The 19,567-nt window shown below is 60.4% G+C and carries 17 protein-coding genes; 13 read left to right on the top strand and 4 right to left on the bottom strand.

The window, feature by feature from the left end:
* The first annotated feature begins 163 nt into the window (after positions 1-163).
* The 5 genes from KSS91_RS00335 to KSS91_RS00315 all read left to right on the top strand — a co-directional run bounded on the left by KSS91_RS00335 (position 164) and on the right by KSS91_RS00315 (position 3,975).
* A complete protein-coding gene (locus KSS91_RS00335; protein ID WP_102673733.1) occupies positions 164-1,081 on the top strand; it encodes a LysR substrate-binding domain-containing protein in 918 nt (305 codons plus the stop codon).
* Between the two features lie 332 nt (positions 1,082-1,413).
* Positions 1,414-1,905 carry a 5-(carboxyamino)imidazole ribonucleotide mutase gene (purE, locus tag KSS91_RS00330; protein ID WP_007971731.1) on the top strand — a complete coding sequence of 164 codons (492 nt, stop codon included), beginning with the start codon at positions 1,414-1,416 and terminating at the stop codon, positions 1,903-1,905.
* 11 nt (positions 1,906-1,916) lie between these two features.
* Positions 1,917-2,999: a 5-(carboxyamino)imidazole ribonucleotide synthase gene (locus KSS91_RS00325; protein WP_217836725.1), complete on the top strand. Its 1,083-nt coding sequence runs from the start codon at positions 1,917-1,919 to the stop codon at positions 2,997-2,999.
* A 106-nt stretch (positions 3,000-3,105) separates the two neighbouring features.
* The gene (locus KSS91_RS00320) at positions 3,106-3,351 is read left to right on the top strand and encodes a GlsB/YeaQ/YmgE family stress response membrane protein (RefSeq protein WP_217836724.1); all 246 of its coding nucleotides are present in this window, start codon (positions 3,106-3,108) and stop codon (positions 3,349-3,351) included.
* A gap of 87 nt (positions 3,352-3,438) precedes the next feature.
* On the top strand, positions 3,439-3,975 hold the full coding sequence (locus KSS91_RS00315; RefSeq protein ID WP_217836723.1) for a DUF3299 domain-containing protein: 537 nt from the start codon (positions 3,439-3,441) through the stop codon (positions 3,973-3,975).
* Positions 3,976-4,091: 116 nt separating this feature from the next.
* Here KSS91_RS00315 and KSS91_RS00310 read toward each other — a convergent pair whose 3' ends face one another.
* Both KSS91_RS00310 and KSS91_RS00305 read right to left on the bottom strand, forming a co-directional pair.
* A complete protein-coding gene (locus tag KSS91_RS00310; protein ID WP_217836722.1) occupies positions 4,092-4,991 on the bottom strand; it encodes a D-hexose-6-phosphate mutarotase in 900 nt (299 codons plus the stop codon).
* 68 nt (positions 4,992-5,059) lie between these two features.
* Positions 5,060-5,464 (bottom strand): acyl-CoA thioesterase, encoded by a 405-nt coding sequence (locus tag KSS91_RS00305; RefSeq protein ID WP_007942704.1) that lies wholly within the window; start codon positions 5,462-5,464, stop codon positions 5,060-5,062.
* A gap of 363 nt (positions 5,465-5,827) precedes the next feature.
* Here KSS91_RS00305 and KSS91_RS00300 point away from each other — a divergent pair, with 363 nt between their 5' ends.
* The 8 genes from KSS91_RS00300 to KSS91_RS00265 all read left to right on the top strand — a co-directional run bounded on the left by KSS91_RS00300 (position 5,828) and on the right by KSS91_RS00265 (position 16,576).
* Positions 5,828-7,126, top strand: coding sequence for an MFS transporter (locus KSS91_RS00300; RefSeq protein ID WP_102673736.1), 1,299 nt, complete (start codon positions 5,828-5,830; stop codon positions 7,124-7,126).
* A 252-nt stretch (positions 7,127-7,378) separates the two neighbouring features.
* Entirely contained in the window at positions 7,379-8,380 is a 1,002-nt protein-coding gene (locus KSS91_RS00295; protein WP_015097393.1) for a phosphate ABC transporter substrate-binding protein PstS, read from the top strand.
* Between the two features lie 411 nt (positions 8,381-8,791).
* Positions 8,792-10,825 (top strand): ABC transporter permease subunit, encoded by a 2,034-nt coding sequence (locus tag KSS91_RS00290; RefSeq protein ID WP_177325129.1) that lies wholly within the window; start codon positions 8,792-8,794, stop codon positions 10,823-10,825.
* 15 nt (positions 10,826-10,840) lie between these two features.
* A complete protein-coding gene (gene pstA / locus KSS91_RS00285) occupies positions 10,841-12,511 on the top strand; it encodes a phosphate ABC transporter permease PstA (RefSeq protein ID WP_095964356.1) in 1,671 nt (556 codons plus the stop codon).
* A 179-nt stretch (positions 12,512-12,690) separates the two neighbouring features.
* Entirely contained in the window at positions 12,691-13,524 is an 834-nt protein-coding gene (gene pstB, locus KSS91_RS00280; RefSeq protein ID WP_015097390.1) for a phosphate ABC transporter ATP-binding protein PstB, read from the top strand.
* Positions 13,525-13,638: 114 nt separating this feature from the next.
* A complete protein-coding gene (gene phoU / locus KSS91_RS00275) occupies positions 13,639-14,400 on the top strand; it encodes a phosphate signaling complex protein PhoU (protein ID WP_015097389.1) in 762 nt (253 codons plus the stop codon).
* Positions 14,401-14,568: 168 nt separating this feature from the next.
* On the top strand, positions 14,569-15,471 hold the full coding sequence (locus tag KSS91_RS00270) for a response regulator (protein ID WP_217836721.1): 903 nt from the start codon (positions 14,569-14,571) through the stop codon (positions 15,469-15,471).
* 208 nt (positions 15,472-15,679) lie between these two features.
* Positions 15,680-16,576: a peptidoglycan DD-metalloendopeptidase family protein gene (locus KSS91_RS00265; RefSeq protein WP_217836720.1), complete on the top strand. Its 897-nt coding sequence runs from the start codon at positions 15,680-15,682 to the stop codon at positions 16,574-16,576.
* 164 nt (positions 16,577-16,740) lie between these two features.
* Here the strand turns inward: KSS91_RS00265 and KSS91_RS00260 are convergent, their stop codons facing one another.
* Positions 16,741-18,081 (bottom strand): hemolysin family protein, encoded by a 1,341-nt coding sequence (locus KSS91_RS00260; protein ID WP_007975205.1) that lies wholly within the window; start codon positions 18,079-18,081, stop codon positions 16,741-16,743.
* A gap of 123 nt (positions 18,082-18,204) precedes the next feature.
* Positions 18,205-19,491, bottom strand: a complete 1,287-nt coding sequence (gene phoR, locus KSS91_RS00255; protein WP_263986917.1) for a phosphate regulon sensor histidine kinase PhoR — start codon at positions 19,489-19,491, stop codon at positions 18,205-18,207.
* Positions 19,492-19,567 lie beyond the last annotated feature (76 nt).

Genomic DNA, 19,567 nt, shown 5'->3' with positions numbered 1-19,567 from the left:
TATGGACCCGGGCTGTGCCGGAACGCTGTGAATGCTAGGCTTGTGCAGAATTTTGGGCCAATGCTGTTAAGCACTAGCCTATGCACATTCGGCATAATGCCGGTGTGACGCCGGCTTGGCGGCGAGCGTGTGACCTAAATTGGTGCGTGTCCGGGAGGGCGTGATGAATCTGGAAAGCAAATGGCTGGAGGACTTTAGTGCCCTGGCTGCCACCCGCAGCTTCTCCCAGGCAGCCGAACGGCGCTTCGTGACGCAACCGGCGTTCAGCCGGCGAATCCGCAGCCTGGAGGCGGCGCTGGGGCTGACCCTGGTCAATCGCTCGCGCACGCCGATCGAACTGACGGCGGCGGGACAATTGTTTCTGGTCACGGCACGCACCGTGGTCGAGCAGCTCGGCGAAGTATTGCGCCATTTGCACCATCTGGAAGGCGGGCAGGGCGAAGTGATGCAGGTAGCGGCCGCACACTCCCTGGCGCTCGGTTTCTTTCCGCGGTGGATTGCGCAGTTGCGCAACGAAGGCTTGAACATCGCCACGCGACTGGTGGCAACCAACGTCGGCGACGCGGTGCATGCCTTGCGCGAAGGCGGTTGCGATCTGATGCTGGCCTTCTACGATCCGGACGCTGCGATGCAGATGGACCCGGAAATTTTCCCCTCCCTGCACCTTGGCCACACCGAAATGCTGCCGGTTTGCGCGGCGGACGCCGACGGCAAACCGCTGTTCGATCTGGAGGGCGAAGCCAGCGTACCGCTGCTGGCGTATAGCGCCGGGGCATTTCTCGGCCGTTCGGTGAACATGCTGCTGCGCCAACGGGCGCTGCGCTTCACCACCATCTATGAAACCGCCATGGCCGACAGCCTGAAAAGCATGGCCCTGGAAGGCCTGGGCATTGCCTGGGTGCCGCAGCTCAGTGTGCGCGCCGAACTGGCCCGTGGTGAACTCGTGGTCTGCGGCGGCCCGCAATGGCATGTACCGCTGGAGATTCGCCTGTATCGCTGCGCGTTGGTGCGCAAGGCCAACGTACGATTGCTCTGGCGCAAACTCGAAGGTGGCGCGGCGCAGGGCACGACGGGTTCTTGAATACCATGAACCCCCAATGTGGGAGCGGGCTTGCTCGCGAAGAGGCCGGTACATTCAACATCGATGTTGATTGATCCACCGCTTTCGCGAGCAAGTCCGCTCCCACAGGAAATTCGAGGTGTATTCCATTGACCTTCAAGTCAATAAAATCGGGGCTTTGCGGCAGATGACAGATGGTCGCAACAGGGGCTGTTTATTGGCTTCATTGAGGTATACTGCGCGGCCTTCGGCCGGTTACGACTGGCCATAATTCGTACAATCAAGCCACGCATCCTGCGTGGCTTGTTGTTTTTTGATGCGCCTGCGGGCGCCCAGAGAGAAGAGGCACGACGATGAGTGCACTGGTTGGCGTGATCATGGGCTCCAAGTCCGATTGGTCCACCCTTAGCCACACCGCCGATATGCTGGAAAAGCTCGGCATCCCTTACGAGGTGAAAGTGGTTTCTGCCCACCGCACCCCGGACCTGCTGTTCCAGTACGCCGAAGAGGCCGAAGCACGGGGCATCGAGGTGATCATCGCCGGTGCCGGTGGCGCGGCCCACTTGCCAGGCATGTGTGCAGCCAAGACCCACTTGCCAGTGCTGGGCGTACCCGTTCAGTCCGCAATGCTTTCGGGCGTTGATTCGCTGCTTTCCATTGTGCAGATGCCAGCAGGCATTCCGGTTGCCACCCTGGCCATCGGCAAGGCCGGTGCGATCAACGCAGCGCTGCTGTCGGCGAGTATCCTTGGCGCCAAGCACCCGCAGTTCCATGCGGTGCTGAAAACCTTCCGTGCTGAGCAGACAGACAGCGTCCTGGAAAATCCAGACCCACGCATCGCCTGAGGTTGTTGACGATGAAGATCGGTGTAATCGGTGGCGGCCAGTTGGGCCGCATGTTGGCGTTGGCGGGCACTCCGCTGGGCATGAACTTCGCTTTTCTGGACCCGGCGCCGGATGCTTGCGCAGCCGCGTTGGGCGAACACCTGCGAGCCGACTACGGCGATCAGGATCACCTGCGCCAGCTGGCCGATGAAGTCGATCTGGTGACTTTCGAGTTCGAAAGCGTTCCGGCGGAAACCGTCGCGTTCCTCTCGCAATTCGTCCCGGTCTACCCGAGCGCCGAAGCCTTGCGCATCGCCCGCGACCGCTGGTTCGAGAAGAGCATGTTCAAGGACCTGGGGATTCCTACCCCGGCGTTCGCCGACATCCAGTCCCAGGCCGACCTGGACGCCGCTGTGGCCTCCATCGGCCTGCCGGCGGTGCTCAAGACCCGTACCCTGGGTTACGACGGCAAGGGCCAGAAAGTCCTGCGCACCCCTGAAGATGTGGTCGGCACCTTCGCCGAGCTGGGCAGCGTGGCCTGCTTGCTGGAAGGCTTCGTGCCGTTCACCGGTGAAGTCTCGCTGATCGCCGTGCGTGCCCGCGACGGTGAAACCCGTTTCTACCCGCTGGTACACAACACCCACGAAAGCGGCATCCTCAAGCTGTCCGTGGCCAGCACCGATCACCCGTTGCAAGCCCTGGCCGAAGACTACTCCAGCCGTGTGCTCAAGCAGCTGGATTACGTCGGCGTGATGGCGTTCGAGTTCTTTGAAGTCGACGGTGGCCTCAAGGCTAACGAAATCGCCCCGCGCGTGCACAATTCCGGGCACTGGACCACCGAAGGCGCCGAGTGCAGCCAGTTCGAAAACCACTTGCGGGCCGTTGCCGGTCTGCCGTTGGGTTCGACGGCCAAGGTCGGAGAAAGCGCGATGATCAACTTCATCGGCAAAGTGCCAGAGACCGAGAAGGTCCTGACCATCGCCGACTGCCATCTGCATCACTATGGCAAGGCGTTCAAGGTCGGCCGCAAGGTCGGTCACGCCAACCTGCGTTGTGCAGACCGCGAGACGCTGGCGGCACAGATCCTAAAGGTTCAAGCACTGATCGCCGAATAGTTTTATCTGGCAATGGCGGAACCTTCGGGTTGCGCCGTTCTCTCATGGCAGGTTGCGAAAGTCTGACTAGGCTTTCGGATAGCTACTTCATTGAGAGGAGAATGCCATGGGATTAATCGGAACCATCTTTATCGGCTTGATCGTCGGTCTGCTGGCTCGGTTCCTGAAACCGGGCGATGACAGCATGGGCTGGATCATGACGATCCTGCTCGGTATCGGCGGTTCGCTGGCGGCCACCTATGGCGGCCAAGCCCTGGGCATCTATCAGGCTGGCCAAGGTGCAGGCTTCATCGGGGCGCTGGTGGGCGCCGTTGTGTTGCTGGTGGTCTACGGGCTGATCAAAAAGAACTGATCCAGACGATAAAGCCCTCTCCGCCAAGCCGGTCGGGAGGGCTAGAATGTTCGGCGTTTCCTGTTCTTCCCATTGCCGAGCACTTTCATGCGCCGTCTTTTGCTGACTCTTGTTTTACTGGGTACGGGCTTTGCCCATGCCGGCGAACTGCCGGAGACCGATTGGCTCGAACTGATGCCCAAGTCGGACCAGAAGGCCCTCGAGGCCATGCCCGAAATCGACCACAATTCCCCTGAAGCCAATGGCACCTTCACCGACAAGGGCGGGATGAAGCAGGCCAAAGGCTTGCCGGCGGTGATGTACTCGACCAAGACCGTTGCTTCGATGAACGACAAGAGCATCCGCATTGGTGGTTACCCGGTGCCTCTGGAGTCAGACGCCCAAGGCCGCAGTACGTTGTTCTTCCTGGTGCCGTACCCGGGTGCCTGCATCCATGTGCCGCCACCGCCGCCAAACCAACTTGTGCTGGTGCGCTATCCCAAGGGTTTGAAGCTGGATGATATCTACACGCCGCTGTGGGTCACCGGTACGCTGAAAATCGAAAAGGTCAGCAATGACCTGGCGGATGCGGCGTATGCGCTGGATGCGCAGAAGGTGCGGGTGGTGAAAGAGTCAGACTTGTAGAAATGTAAATGTGGGAGCGGGCTTGCTCGCGAAGAGGGAGTGTCAGTCGCCATCAATGCTGACTGATACACCGCTTTCGCGAGCAAGCCCGCTCCCACATTGGTTTCAGGTGTTACTTAGAGCGGCGCGCTACCGATGCTGACACCCAAGGTGTGGCTAGCACCTGCTGCGAGCGTCACCACATCGCCCATCACATTCGCCGTCTCGATGCACAGCATGCGCTGCCAGCCGTCGTCGGCCATGTCGCTGAACGCAGCGGCGCGGTCGATCCACGGGTTCCAGATCACTGCCGTGCGCGATCCGCTGCTGGTCAGTACGATGCGCCGTTCCCAGGCTGGATCGACGATGCTCAACTGTGGCGGGGCGTCGAGGTAGATGCGGTCGGTCTCGCCGGTAAAACGCAGATCACCGGTCTGGGTGACGGTTTTCCAGTTATCCAGGGTTTCGATGTAGTTGAGGCGGTCCACACCTTCGACGTGCACCTCGCGCACATCGCTGACGGCAAAGTAACTGTGCAGCGCCTGGCTGATGCTGACGGTATCAGTGCCCCGGTTGTGGCTGGTCAGCTGGATGTGCAATTGCTCATCGAGGCGAATGGTCATAGTCAAATCCACCTGGTGCGGCCAGCCAGGAAAGCCGCCTTCGGGGTAGGGCAGGAGGAATTCGACCTTCAGGCTTTCGCCTTCGGCTTCGATGCCACCCAGTTCCCAATCCATCGCTCGCACGAAGCCGTGAGCCGATGGCGCTTCATTACTGATGCGCATCGCCTGCACGCTTTGCGGGTTGCGCGCAAAGTTACCGAACCACGGCCAGCACACCGGTATGCCGGCGCGGATGCTCTTGCCGGTCTTGAATACGGCCTCGTCGTTGAGCCAGATCAGCGGCGGCTGGCCGGCCAGCTGATAGCTGAGGATGTGCGCACCTTGCTGGGCCACCAGTAATTCAGCCTGACCGTGGCGGATGCGCCAGCAGTTCAGTTCATCCAGTTTTACGGCTTCAACATTGGGCGTGCTCATGGGACAGCTCTCGATCAGTAACGTGGACGACTATCGACCGCAAAACGGCTACCAGGTTTAGAAACTCTTTATCGAGCCCTGGGCGGAACCGAGCGGGTACGACCGCTGCCGTCGATGGCAACGAACACAAACACCGCTTCGGTTACTTTACGCCACTCGCTGGACAGTGGATCGTCGCTCCAGACCTCGACCATCATCTTGATCGAGCTGCGGCCGATTTCCAGGGCCTGGGTATAAAAGGAAAGCTGAGCGCCCACCGCCACCGGAACCAGAAATGCCATGCGGTCGATTGCAACGGTGGCAACGCGCCCGCCGGCGACCTTGCTGGCCATCGCAGTGCCTGCCAAATCCATTTGCGCCACCAGCCAGCCGCCGAAAATGTCGCCAAAGCCGTTGGTTTCGCGAGGGAGCGCGGTGATTTGCAGGGCCAGGTCGCCTTGCGGGATCGGATCTTCTTGTTCGAGCTCTATCATGCCGGGGGTGCCTCTGACCCGTGACTCTTCGTTGGTATTGCTGGTGGTAGCCGTCTTCGGGAAAAACGATTCAGCACCGAACATACTGCGTTCGTCACGTTTTCCATAAGGCGCCTAAAGGGAAACTCTGCGAAATCGCCTATGAACCTGACAGGCGTTTTCGCACAGCAACCCTCAAAAACCGGAGCAAGGCTGCGAGTATATCGGTCGGTAGACTCCGCGACGACCGTCCGGTTCTCATTTTGACCGTCAAAAACGCACCTCTATGTGCTTTTTCGAACAATTTGCTATCGTGCCGGACCTGCCCAGACCTCAACCAGCGTTGTTGAGGTTGCAGATCCGACTATAAGAGAAGCCCTTGCCATGACCACAGCGCCCTCGAGCATCGCGCAGCCAGAACAACCCGCACGTCCGCTGACCCGCAACGACTACAAGACACTATCTCTGTCTGCCCTGGGCGGCGCGCTGGAGTTCTACGACTTCATCATCTTCGTGTTCTTTGCCACGGTGGTGGGCAAGCTGTTCTTCCCGGTGGACATGCCTGAGTGGCTACGCCTGATGCAGACCTTCGGCATCTTCGCCGCCGGCTACCTGGCACGGCCGCTGGGCGGCATCGTGATGGCGCATTTCGGCGACCTGCTGGGCCGCAAGAAAATGTTCACCCTGAGCATTTTCATGATGGCCGTGCCGACCCTGATCATGGGGTTGTTGCCCACCTATGCGCAGATCGGCATGTGGGCACCGATCCTGTTGCTGCTGATGCGGGTGATTCAGGGCGCGGCCATTGGCGGTGAGGTGCCGGGGGCGTGGGTCTTCGTTTCCGAACACGTGCCGCAGCGTCATATCGGCTACGCCTGTGGCACCCTGACCAGCGGTCTGACGGCGGGCATCCTGCTCGGCTCGCTGGTCGCCACGGCGATCAACAGCCTCTATACCCCGGTGGAAGTGTCGGATTACGCCTGGCGGATCCCGTTCCTGCTGGGCGGCGTGTTCGGGCTGTTCTCGGTGTACCTGCGTCGCTGGCTGCACGAAACCCCGGTGTTCGCCGAGCTGCAACAGCGCAAGGCCCTGGCCGAAGAGGTGCCGCTGCGCGCGGTGTTGCGTGACCATCGTGGCGCCATCGCCATTTCGATGCTGCTCACCTGGCTGCTGTCTGCCGCCATTGTGGTGTTGATCCTGATGACCCCGACTGTGTTGCAGACGGTCTATCACTTCTCGCCAACCACGTCCTTGCAGGCGAACAGCCTGGCGATCGTCTTCCTGAGCTTTGGCTGCATCATCGCCGGCGCGCTGGCGGATCGCTTCGGCGCAGGGCGAGTCTTCGTCCTGGGCTGCGCTGCGTTGCTGGCCAGCTCCTGGACCTTCTACCACAGCCTGGCCGACCATCCGGACTGGCTGTTCCCGCTGTATGCGCTGACCGGTCTGCTGGTCGGCACCATCGGCGCGGTGCCCTACGTGATGGTCAAGGCTTTCCCGCCGGTAGTGCGTTTCAGCGGCTTGTCGTTCTCCTACAACGTGGCCTACGCCATTTTCGGTGGTCTGACGCCGATGATCGTCAGCCTGCTGCTCAAGGAAAGCCCGATGGGGCCTGCTTATTATGTGGCGGTGCTGTGCGGGGTCGGGATTCTGGTGGGGGCATATCTCTGGAAAAAAGGGCGCTAAGCGGCCTTTCTCAGCGACTGCACTGACGCCTTCGCGAGCAAGCCCGCTCCCACCTTCGATCGCATTTCTCCTGAAGGAACGCGGTCAACTGTGGGAGCGGGCTTGCTCGCGAATGCAGGCGACGCGAATCATCCTGCAAAAAATCCAAATACTGGCCTTTCATCCAATTGTCATATTTCAGCCATAGAGTGTTCACACGGCCTGCTGATACTTGGCCCCGACTTAACACACCCTATCTGCTAGGAGTAAGGCATGAAACTGAAGCGTTTGATGGCGGCAATGACTTTTGTCGCTGCTGGCGTTGCGACTGCCAACGCGGTTGCCGCTGTTGACCCTGCTATCCCGAGCTACACCAAGACCACTGGTGTGTCGGGCAACCTGTCCAGCGTCGGCTCCGATACCCTGGCCAACCTCATGACCCTCTGGGCTGAGAACTACAAGAAAGAATACCCGAACGTAAACATCCAGATTCAGGCCGCCGGTTCTTCTACCGCGCCACCTGCGCTGACAGAAGGCACCGCTAACCTGGGCCCGATGAGCCGCAAGATGAAGGACAACGAGCTGCAAGCCTTCGAAACCAAGTATGGCTACAAGCCGACCGCAATTCCGGTTGCCGTGGACGCCTTGGCCGTATTCGTGCACAAGGACAACCCTATCAAGGGTCTGACCATGGCTCAGGTCGACGCGATTTTCTCCTCGACTCGTCTGTGCGGCGCCAAGACCGATGTCAAAACCTGGGGTGACCTGGGCGTGACCGGTGACCTGGCCAACAAGCCAGTTCAACTGTTTGGTCGTAACTCGGTATCCGGTACCTACGGCTACTTCAAGGAAGAAGCCCTGTGCAAAGGCGACTTCAAGCCAAACGTCAACGAACAGCCAGGTTCGGCTTCGGTTGTGCAGTCGATCAGCAGCTCGCTGAACGGCGTCGGCTACTCGGGCATCGGGTACAAGACTGCCAGCGTGAAAACCGTTGCCCTGGCCAAGAAAGATGGCGGTGAATTCATCGAAGACACCGAAGAAAACGCCCTGAACGGCAAGTACCCGCTGTCGCGTTTCCTCTACGTTTACGTCAACAAAGCTCCAAACAAGCCTCTGGCTCCGCTGGAAGCCGAGTTCGTGAAACTGGTTCTGTCGAAACAGGGCCAGGAAGTTGTAGTGAAAGACGGCTACATCCCACTGCCAGCCAAGGTTGCTGCAAAAGCTCTGGCTGACCTGGGTCTCGCGGAAGGCGGCGCTGAAGTCGCAAAAAAGTAACAAATTGAGTCCGGGGTGACCCCCTCGGACTCACATGGGGGCGGCAGGAGTCGCCCCCATACACCTCTAATTCTCTATCCACTGCTGGTTACCGCCAGCGGCGGATTTGTTGCGTCACTGCATTGTCATCTTTCTGTCATACAGGATCGCTAGGGTGTGCGCATGAATGATCTGGCCAATTCCAACATGACTACTAATCCCCCCAAGCGAATTGACTTCAATACGCCTGAGCTACAACGCAAGCGTCGCATCCGCGCGCTCAAGGATCGCTTCACCCGCTGGTACGTCCTTATCGGCGGTCTGGCGGTGCTGGCAGCCATCACACTGATCTTCTTCTTCCTTGCCTACATTGTCGCGCCCCTGTTCCAGGGTGCCAGCCTGACCGCCAAGGACGCTATTACGCCAGCCTGGATGCAAGACGCCGGCAAGCCGCTGATGATCTCCCTGGAAGAGCAGAACCAGGTGGCGATGCGGGTTTCCGACAAGGGCCAGGCATTGTTCTTCGACATCGACAGTGGCGCCGAACTCAAGCGCGTCGATTTGCCGGTTCCGGCCGGCACCACCGTGACCTCCATCGGTGAAGACCAGCCAGGCCACCCGCTGGTGGCGGTGGGTCTGTCCAACGGTCAGGCACTGGTGTTCCGTCACACCTATAAGGTCAGCTACCCGGAAGGCAAGAAGACCATTACCCCGGCCGTCGAGTACCCGTATGGCGAAGCGCCAATCTCGGTGAACGAAGCCGGCGGTGCGTTGGAGCACGTCAGCCTCAACGCCAACGATTCGACCCTGATGCTGGTGGGCTCCACCGGTTCGCAACTCAATGTTCTGTCGCTGACCAGCGAAGAGAACATGATGACCGGCGAAGTCACCAACGAGCAGAAGCGCATCGACCTGCCGCAGATGACCGAGCCGGTGAAGAGCATCTTCGTCGACCCGCGTCAGCAGTGGCTGTATGTAATCAACGGGCGTGCCCAGGCTGACGTGTTCAGCCTGCGCGACAAGAGCCTCAACGGTCGCTACAAACTGCTTGAAGACGGTGAAGCGCAAGTCACCGCCAGCACCCAGCTGGTGGGCGGCATCTCGCTGATCATCGGTGATTCCAGAGGTGGTCTGGCCCAGTGGTTCATGGCCCGCGATCCCGATGGCGAACAACGCCTGAAGCAGATCCGCACCTTCCAGATGGGCACTACGCCGATCGTTGAAATCACCGCCGAAGAGCGCCGCAAGGGCTTCGTTGCCCTGGACGCTTCCGGCAAGCTTGGCGTGTTCCACAGCACTGCCCACCGCACCTTGCTGGTGGAACCAGTCGCTGAGGGCCAGGGCGTTTTCGGTCTGTCGCCTCGCGCCAACCGCGTAATCGTTGAAGCTGGCGGCAAGCTGCATCCGCTGCTGCTCGACAACCCGCACCCGGAAGTGTCGTGGAGCGCGTTGTGGAGCAAGGTCTGGTACGAGAACTACGACGAGCCTAAATACGTCTGGCAATCGACCGCCGCCAACACCGACTTCGAACCCAAGCTGAGCCTGTCACCGCTGACCTTCGGTACCCTGAAAGCCGCGTTTTACGCTATGTTGCTGGCCGCTCCACTGGCCGTTGCCGCTGCAATCTATACCGCGTACTTCATGGCCCCGGGCATGCGCCGCAAGGTCAAGCCGGTGATCGAATTGATGGAAGCGATGCCGACGGTGATCCTCGGTTTCTTCGCCGGCCTGTTCCTCGCACCCTATGTGGAAGGGCACTTGCCGGGCATCTTCAGCCTGCTGATGTTGCTGCCGATCGGCATTCTGGTCGCCGGTTTCACCTTCAGCCGCCTGCCTGAGTCGATCCGCCTGAAAGTCCCGGACGGTTGGGAAAGTGCGCTGCTGATTCCGGTGATCCTGTTTGTGGGCTGGCTGTCGCTGTACATGAGCCCGTTCATGGAGAACTGGTTCTTCGGCGGCGACATGCGCATGTGGATCTCCCACGACCTTGGCATCACCTACGACCAGCGCAACGCCCTGGTGGTCGGCCTGGCCATGGGCTTCGCGGTTATCCCGAACATCTACTCCATCGCTGAAGACGCCGTGTTCAGCGTGCCTCGCGGCCTGACCCTGGGCTCCCTGGCCCTCGGTGCCACGCCGTGGCAGACCATGACTCGCGTGGTGATCCTCACCGCGAGCCCGGGCATCTTCTCGGCGTTGATGATCGGCATGGGCCGTGCGGTCGGTGAAACGATGATCGTGCTGATGGCCACCGGTAACACCCCGGTCATGGAAATGAACCTGTTCGAAGGCCTGCGCACACTGGCCGCCAACGTCGCGGTGGAAATGCCGGAGTCGGAAGTCGGCGGCAGCCACTACCGTGTGCTGTTCCTCTCGGCGCTGGTGCTGCTGTTGTTCACCTTCGTCATGAACACCCTCGCAGAACTGATTCGTCAGCGTCTGCGCAAGAAATACTCGTCGCTTTAAGAAAGGTAGAAGTCTGTGAAACAGAACTCCCTGAAAGGATGGTTCAAGAGCGGCGCCCCCGGCGTCTGGATCAGCGGTGGCGCGGTGTCCATCGCGGTCATCATGACCATTGGCCTGCTGGCAGTGATTGCCGTGCGCGGCCTGGGTCACTTCTGGCCGGCGGATCTGATCCACGCCAGCTACGACGTACCGGGCCAGGGCCAGCACCTGGTGATCGGCGAAATCGTACAGAAGGAAGAAGTGCCACGTGCCCGTCTGAAGAGCGCCGGCTTGCCGGTGCCTGACGAAGGCCCTGAGTTCATGACTCGCGAGCTGATCAAGGTCGGCAACCGTGACCTGAACGGCAACGACTTCACCTGGGTCGTCGGCGAGTGGCTGACCAACCAGACGACGCCGCCGGAGCTGATGGCGATCGAGCGGCGTGAGTGGGGCAACTTCTACGGTTACCTGGTCAACGTCAAACAGGACGGCAAGGTTGTCGCTGAAGGCGAAGCCGCATGGCCTGAGTTGCAAGCCCGTGTCGATCGCGTGAACAAGCTGGCCGCACAGCTCAAGAGCCTGGAAAAAACCGACATCGGCGCGATCAACGCCGGTCTTGAGCGCGTTCGCCTGCACGGTCGCAAGCTGGAGCTGGATGGCAAGCTCGACGCCGCCGCACAAGCGGACATGGAATCGGAGCGCGCCGAACTCAATGCCCGCTATCAGGATGTTGAAGCGCGCCTGAACGATCTGCATGCGCAGTTCAACCGCGACAGCCTGACCGCCCGTGATGCGAACGGTAAGGAAATCGAAATCGGCATCGGCAAGGTGGTTCACGCCTACCAGCCGAACGCCATGAGCACGACCACCAAGATCGGCTTCTACTTCAGCAAGGTCTGGGAGTTCCTGAGCGACGACCCGCGTGAAGCGAACACCGAGGGCGGTATCTTCCCGGCCATTTTCGGCACCGTGATGATGACCCTGATCATGGCGATGATCGTGACCCCGTTCGGCGTGCTGGCGGCGGTGTACCTGCGTGAATACGCCAAGCAGAACACCCTGACCCGGGTGATCCGCATCGCGGTGAACAACCTGGCCGGTGTTCCGGCCATCGTTTACGGGGTGTTCGGCCTGGGTTTCTTCGTCTATGTGCTGGGCGGCTCGCTCGACCGTCTGTTCTTCCCGGAAGCCTTGCCGGCGCCGACCTTTGGCACGCCGGGCCTGCTCTGGGCTTCGCTGACCCTGGCGCTGCTGGCAGTGCCGGTGGTGATCGTGGCCACTGAAGAAGGTCTGGCGCGGATTCCTCGCACCGTGCGTGAAGGCTCGTTGGCCCTCGGCGCGACCAAGGCTGAAACCTTGTGGAAGATCGTATTGCCGATGGCCAGCCCGGCAATGATGACCGGCATGATCCTCGCCGTGGCTCGTGCCGCGGGTGAAGTGGCGCCGCTGATGCTGGTGGGTGTGGTGAAACTGGCGCCGTCGTTGCCGGTGGACGGTAACTACCCGTATCTGCACCTGGACCAGAAGATCATGCACCTGGGCTTCCACATCTATGACGTCGGCTTCCAGAGCCCGAACGTCGAAGCCGCACGACCGCTGGTGTACGCCACGGCGCTGTTGCTGGTGCTGGTGATCGCGACGCTGAACCTGTCGGCCGTCTACATCCGCAACCACCTGCGCGAGAAGTACAAAGCTTTGGACAGCTGATTTCCAATGTGGGAGCGGGCTTGCTCGCGAAAGCGGTGGGTCAGGCAACATTGATGTTGAATGTGCCGGCCTCTTCGCGAGCAAGCCCGCTCCCACACTGGACCGCGTCCACCGGAATATTGATGGGAACTGCAATAAGCAGCGTTCCGAACCGAATTTGTTAGCACAGGGAGCCTCCCATGCAGCACGAAGCACATACCCACGGCATCAACATGTCGGCACTGGGTCGCGATAAACAGAGCCTGAGCCTCGAGCAGGAAACCGTAGCCATCGAAGTACCTGGCCTGAGCCTGTTCTACGGTGAGAAGCAAGCGCTGTACGACGTCAGCATGAACATTCCGAAACAGCGCGTGACCGCCTTCATCGGCCCGTCCGGCTGTGGCAAGTCGACGCTACTGCGCACCTTCAACCGCATGAACGACCTGGTGGATGGCTGCCGTGTCGAAGGCGAGATCAACCTGTACGGCAACAACATCTACCGCAAGGGCGAAGACGTGGCCGAGCTGCGTCGTCGCGTCGGCATGGTGTTCCAGAAGCCCAACCCGTTTCCGAAAACCATCTACGAAAACGTGGTTTACGGCCTGCGCATTCAGGGCATCAACAAGAAGCGCGTGCTCGACGAAGCCGTCGAGTGGGCACTCAAGGGCGCGGCGCTGTGGGACGAAGTCAAAGATCGCCTGCACGAGTCGGCACTGGGCCTGTCCGGTGGTCAGCAGCAGCGTCTGGTGATCGCCCGCACCATCGCCGTTGAGCCGGAAGTGTTGCTGCTCGACGAACCCTGCTCGGCACTCGACCCGATCTCCACGCTGAAAGTCGAAGAGTTGATCTACGAACTGAAATCCAAGTTCACCATCGTGATCGTGACCCACAACATGCAGCAGGCGGCGCGGGTTTCCGACTACACCGCGTTCATGTACATGGGCAAACTGGTGGAATTTGGCGACACCGATACCCTGTTCACCAACCCGGCGAAGAAGCAGACCGAAGACTACATCACGGGCCGGTACGGCTAGCCGTACAGCCGCAAGCGTCAAGCTACAAGCGGCAAGTAGAAGCGATCCGAGTAACGACACAAATCAGCTTGCAGCTCGTAGCTTGCAGCTCACAGCTTTTGCGGAGCAGACAACATGATTTCTAAGGAAGGCCTTACACACCACATCTCCCAGCAGTTCAACGCCGAACTGGAGGAAGTGCGCAGCCACCTCCTGGCCATGGGCGGGCTGGTCGAGAAGCAGGTCAACGACGCGGTCACCGCGCTGATCGAGGCCGACTCCGGCCTGGCCCAGCAGGTGCGCGAGATCGACGACCAGATCAACCAGATGGAACGCAACATCGACGAAGAATGCCTGCGCATTCTGGCCCGTCGTCAGCCAGCAGCGTCCGACCTGCGGCTGATCATCAGCATTTCCAAATCGGTGATCGACCTGGAGCGCATCGGTGACGAAGCGACCAAGATCGCCCGTCGCGCCATTCAGCTATGCGAAGAAGGCGAGGCACCGCGCGGTTACGTCGAAGTGCGCCACATCGGTGACCAGGTGCGCAACATGGTCCGTGATGCATTGGACGCCTTTGCCCGTTTCGATGCCGAACTGGCCTTGTCGGTGGCGCAGTACGACAAGATCATCGACCGCGAATACAAGACCGCCCTGCGTGAGCTGGCGACCTACATGATGGAAGATCCGCGTTCTATCTCGCGGGTTCTGAGCATTATCTGGGTACTGCGTTCGCTGGAGCGTATCGGCGACCACGCGCGCAATATCTCGGAGCTGGTGATCTACCTGGTACGCGGCACCGACGTGCGGCATCTGGGGCTCAAGCGCATGAAGGAAGAAGTCGAAGGAACAACCGGCGAAACCGCTAATGTTCCGGGCAAAACTGACGATAAGTAAGGTTGCCCAAGTAAAGCGCCCGGCCTGTTGGCCGGGCGTTTTTGTTTGTGGCCTACGTATTCGAAAAGCAGCACCCGTGAACGAAAAGTCCGGCGTGACTGAAGGTTTTTTGGCAATGTGCCATCAGCAAGGCGGTATGCTGGCCGGGATTTTTTAAAGGGGTGGTGGATGAGTAAGGTCAGTGTGTTGGTCGTGGACGACGCATCGTTCATTCGTGACTTGGTGAAAAAGTGCCTGCGCAATTATTTCCCTGGCATGCGGATCGAAGACGCGATCAACGGCAGAAAGGCCCAGGCCATGCTGGTCAAGGAAGCATTCGATCTGGTCCTGTGCGACTGGGAAATGCCGGAAATGTCCGGCCTGGAACTGCTGACCTGGTGTCGTGAGCAAGACAGCCTCAAAGCCATGCCCTTCGTGATGGTGACCAGCCGTGGCGACAAGGAGAACGTCGTCCAGGCAATCCAGGCCGGGGTATCCGGTTATGTCAGCAAGCCGTTCACCAACGAACAACTGATCACCAAGGTCAAGCAGGCGCTGCACAAGGTCGGCAAACTCGATGCCTTGATCAACGTCGCCGCGACCAAAACCAGCCCCGCATTCGCCAACGACTCCCTGGCCGCCCTGACCGCTGGCAAGGCCCCCGTCACCACGCCAACAGCTGCGCCCGCACCGTCCAAAGGCTTGCTCAACAGCCCGCCGGTCAAGGTGCCTGCGGCCTCTTCAGCACCCGCCAGCGGCCGTGGCCAGGGTCAACTGCGTTTGCCGAACGGCATCCAGCAGTGCGTGATCAAGGCCCTGAGCCTCAAGGAAGCCCTGTTGGTGGTCAAGCGCACCGAGACCCTGCCGCAGATCCTCGACAGCGCCGTACTGGACCTGGAGCAGGGCGACAATGCCGAAATCGCCCGCCTCAACGGCTATCTGCATGCTGTCGTGGCCCACGAACCGAAGCCCGACAGCGACTGGCTGCAACTGACCTTCCGCTTTGTCGATCAGGATGCGCAGAAGCTCGATTACATCTCGCGCCTGATTGCGCGGGGGACGGCGCAGAAGCACTTCATACCTGGCGCTTGATACAACGTCGCCTGACAGTCCGCTTTCGCGAGCAGGCTCGCTCCCACATTTGTAATGCGTTCTCATGTGGGAGCGAGCCTGCTCGCGAAGGGGCCGACACTGTTACCGCAAATCCGCGGAACACCTTTTCTGAAACATCTGCCGACTACCCGGGTCCATAGCAGCTGCTAGGCTCCATCTCAGTTCCCACTCGACAGAATCCTTGCTCATGTTCACGCGCCTGCTGTTTTTCTGTGGCCTGTTCATGGTCGCCACCTCGGCCGTGGCCATGACCATCTACAAGTCCAAAGACGCCAATGGCGTGGTTTCCTACAGCGACCGCCCGAGCAAAGGCGCCCATGTGCTCGTTTTCCGCGATGGCATGGTCGAGCACCTTGAGCGTCAGGTGCGCCTAATCATCATGAAGAAGAACGGCGTGCACAGCGTGTATGTGCGCAATGACCTGTATGCACCAGTAGAGGTCGAACTGAGTTTTGCCGGGGTGAAGAACGCCAGTGGTGTGCCGGGCAGGACGATTCGGCGCGTGATACCGATGCGCAGCAGCGTTCGCCTGGCGCAGCTCACGGCGGCCAAAGGTGGAAGGCCGCTGGCGTACGTCCCGAAGTTCAAGTATTCCCTGGGCGACCCCTCAGGACCTACGGTGGGCTACCGGTACCCGTTGCCCTGGCGTGGCGGCCCGTTCCGGATCAGTCAGGGTGCCAACGGGCCCTACAGCCACTTTGGCCCCAAGAGCCGTTACGCCATAGACATTGCGATGCCCGAGGGCACGCCGATCATTGCCGCGCGAGGCGGGGTGGTGGTGAAGACCGAGAACAGACAGAGCGGGCGCGGCACCGACGCTTCCGGCAATTTCGTGCGGGTGCTGCATGATGACGGGACCATGGGTGTTTACCTGCACCTGAAGAAGGGCTCGGTCCGCGTTCGGGAAGGTCAGCGGGTAACGGTAGGCAGTGCTTTGGCGTTGTCCGGCAACACCGGCAACAGCACCGGGCCGCATTTGCACTTCGTGGTGCAGCGCAATACCGGGTTGGGGCTGGTGTCGATTCCGTACCAGTTCAACCAGCCGGTGGGTGCTTTGCCCAACTTTGCGTTGGGCAAACAGTGAAGGCGATCAATTGTGGCGAGGGGGCTTGCCCCCGTTGGGCTGCGAAGCGGCCCTGAATCCAGTGAATACGTTTTTGCTGAAATACCGCGATCAATGGCTTTGGGACGGCTTCGCCGTCCAACGGGGGCAAGCCCCCTCGCCACAAAAAGTCCGTCAGCAACAGATCAGTCCAGCATCAACACCTTGGCCAGGACAATCTTCGGCCCCTTCATCTTCTTGATGATGATCCGCAGGCCTTCGACTTCCAGCACTTCTTCCTCTTCCGGAACGCGCTTGAGGCTCTCATAGACCAGCCCGGCAAGGGTTTCGGCTTCGACGTGGTCGAGGTCGATGCCCAGCAGTCGTTCAACCTTGAACAGCGGCGTATCGCCCCGTACCAGCAACTTGCCCGGCTGGTACGCGAGGATCCCGCGCTCGGCCTTGCGGTGTTCGTCCTGGATGTCGCCCACCAGCACTTCCAGCACGTCTTCCATGGTCAGGTAGCCGATGATGTTGCCGTCGGCCTCTTCGACCACGGCGAAGTGCGAACCGCCCTTGCGGAACTGCTCCAGCAACTGTGACAGCGGCATGTGCCGTGACACGCGCTCCAGCGGGCGGGTCAGTTCGGCGAGGTTGAACGACTCGGGAATGTGGTCCAGCGCCGCCAGTTCCAGCAGCAGATCCTTGATGTGCAGCAGGCCGACGAATTCCTGGCGTTCGCTGTCGTACACCGGATAGCGGCTGAACTTGTGGCGACGGAACATCGCCAGGATCTGCTTGAGGGGTGCGTTGAACTCCAGGGTCACCAGGTCTTCGCGGGAGTTGGCCCAGTCGACCACTTCCAGTTCGCCCATCTCCACTGCCGAGGCCAGCACGCGCATGCCTTGGTCGCTCGGGTCCTGGCCACGGCTGGAGTGCAGGATCAGTTTCAGTTCTTCACGGCTGTAGTGATGCTCGTGATGCGGGCCGGGCTCACCTTGCCCCGCAATGCGCAGGATGGTGTTGGCGCTGGCGTTGAGCAGGTAGATGGCCGGGTACATGGCCCAATAGAACAGGTACAGCGGCACAGCGGTCCACAGCGACAGCAATTCGGGCTTGCGGATCGCCCAGGATTTGGGGGCCAGTTCGCCGACCACAATGTGCAGGTACGAAATGATGAAGAACGCGGTGAAGAACGAGATGCCTTTGACCACTTCGGCCGATTCAACGCCGACCGCGCTCAACACCGGCTCAAGAATGTGGGCAAACGCGGGCTCACCGACCCAGCCCAGACCCAGGGAGGCGAGGGTGATACCGAGCTGACAAGCCGAGAGGTACGCATCGAGCTGACTGTGCACGGTGCGCAGGATGTGCCCGCGCCAGCCGTTTTTATCAGCGATGGCCTCGACTCGTGTCGAGCGCAGCTTGACCATGGCAAATTCCGCCGCAACGAAAAAGCCGTTGAGCAAAACCAGGATCAGAGCAAAAAGAATCATGCCGAAGTCGGCGAAAATTGTAGCGAGGGTCAAGCCAGGGGAAGGGTCCATGATGGAGTTTTGCGGGTTCCGTGTATTCGAGAGGGAAGAAAAATCCGCGCCTGAAGGGCAGGCGCAAGTCAGCCAATGTAGCGGCTGACCGGCCAGTTGCCTAGTGGCGCGTGCTGACCGGTATCAGTCGGCGGTGCTGATAACCCGTGATTTGGTGACCTGAGCCGGGGCAAAGTGGCAGGTAAAGGTACTGCCGTGACCCGGTACGCTGCTGATTTCCATCCGTGCCCGATGACGTAACAAAACGTGTTTGACGATCGCCAGCCCCAAGCCGGTGCCACCGGTATTGGAGTTGCGGCTGGAGTCGACGCGATAGAAGCGTTCGGTCAGGCGTGGCAGGTGTTTGCTATCGATGCCGATCCCGGAATCCTGCACGCTCAGGTGCGCCCCCTGGTCATCGCCCCACCAGCGAATGCGGATGTTGCCTTCGGCCGGGGTGTATTTCACCGCGTTGAACACCAGGTTGGAAAACGCGCTGCGCAACTCCGCCTCGCTGCCCTTGAGCAGAATCGTCGGGTCGGCTTCCAGGGTGATCTTCTGGTTTTTCTGGCCGGACAACTGCTGCGCATCGCTCTTGATCGATTGCAGCAAGCCATCGATCGGCACCGGCTGGTTGTCCGATGGGTAATCGGTGGCTTCCAGCTTGGCCAGCAACAACAGGTCGTTGAGCAGGGTCTGCATGCGCCCGCCTTGTTGCTGCATCTGCTGCAAGGCACGGCCCCAGCGCGGGTTCACCTCGTCGACGTTATCGAGCAGGGTTTCCAGGTAGCCGCAGATCACCGTCAACGGTGTGCGCAGTTCATGGGAAACGTTGGCGATGAAGTCTTTGCGCATTTGCTCAAGCTGATGGATGCGCGTCACATCGCGCACCAGCATCAAGTGTTCGTTGTTGCCGTAACGGGTGATGTACAACTGGATGCGCACGCGGTCGTTGGTCGGAGAAGGAATTTCCAGCGGCTCGGCGTAGCTGTCTTGCTCGAAGTATTCCTTGAAGCGCGGATGGCGCACCAGGTTGGTCACCGGTTGGCCGCTATCCTGAGGGGTCTTGAGGCCCAGCAAGGTTTCGGCGGCGCGGTTCCACCATTCCAGGTTGCCGTCGGTGTCGAGCATGATCACCGCGTCTTTCAGCGCGGCGGTGGATTCCTGAACCCGGTCGATCACCGCTTGCAGGCGCCCGCGTACCCGTTGGTCGCGGCGTTGCAGGTGGTAGATGCTGTCGAACACCTCGCCCCACAGGCCGTAGCCGTCGGGCGGCGCTTCATCGGGTTTGTGCAGGCGCAGCCACTCGTGCAGACGCAGCAATTGCTTGAGGGTCCAGGCCAGGTAAAGACCCAGGCCTGCGGCGAGGCTCCAGCCGTAATAGCCGGTGATCAGGCCGATCACCAGGCAGGCGGTGACCAGTAGCAGCATGTGGCGAATCAGGGTGCCATGCCAGTTTTGGTTCACTTGACGCGCGTCCTTGTCAGCTTGTCGGGCGGTAAGGGTC

Source organism: Pseudomonas azerbaijanorientalis, assembly GCF_019139795.1.
GTDB classification, from domain to species: Bacteria; Pseudomonadota; Gammaproteobacteria; order Pseudomonadales; family Pseudomonadaceae; genus Aquipseudomonas; species Aquipseudomonas laurylsulfatiphila.
The sequence above is the reverse complement of the archived record's forward strand: the minus strand, read 5'-3'. Positions and strand labels throughout refer to the sequence as shown.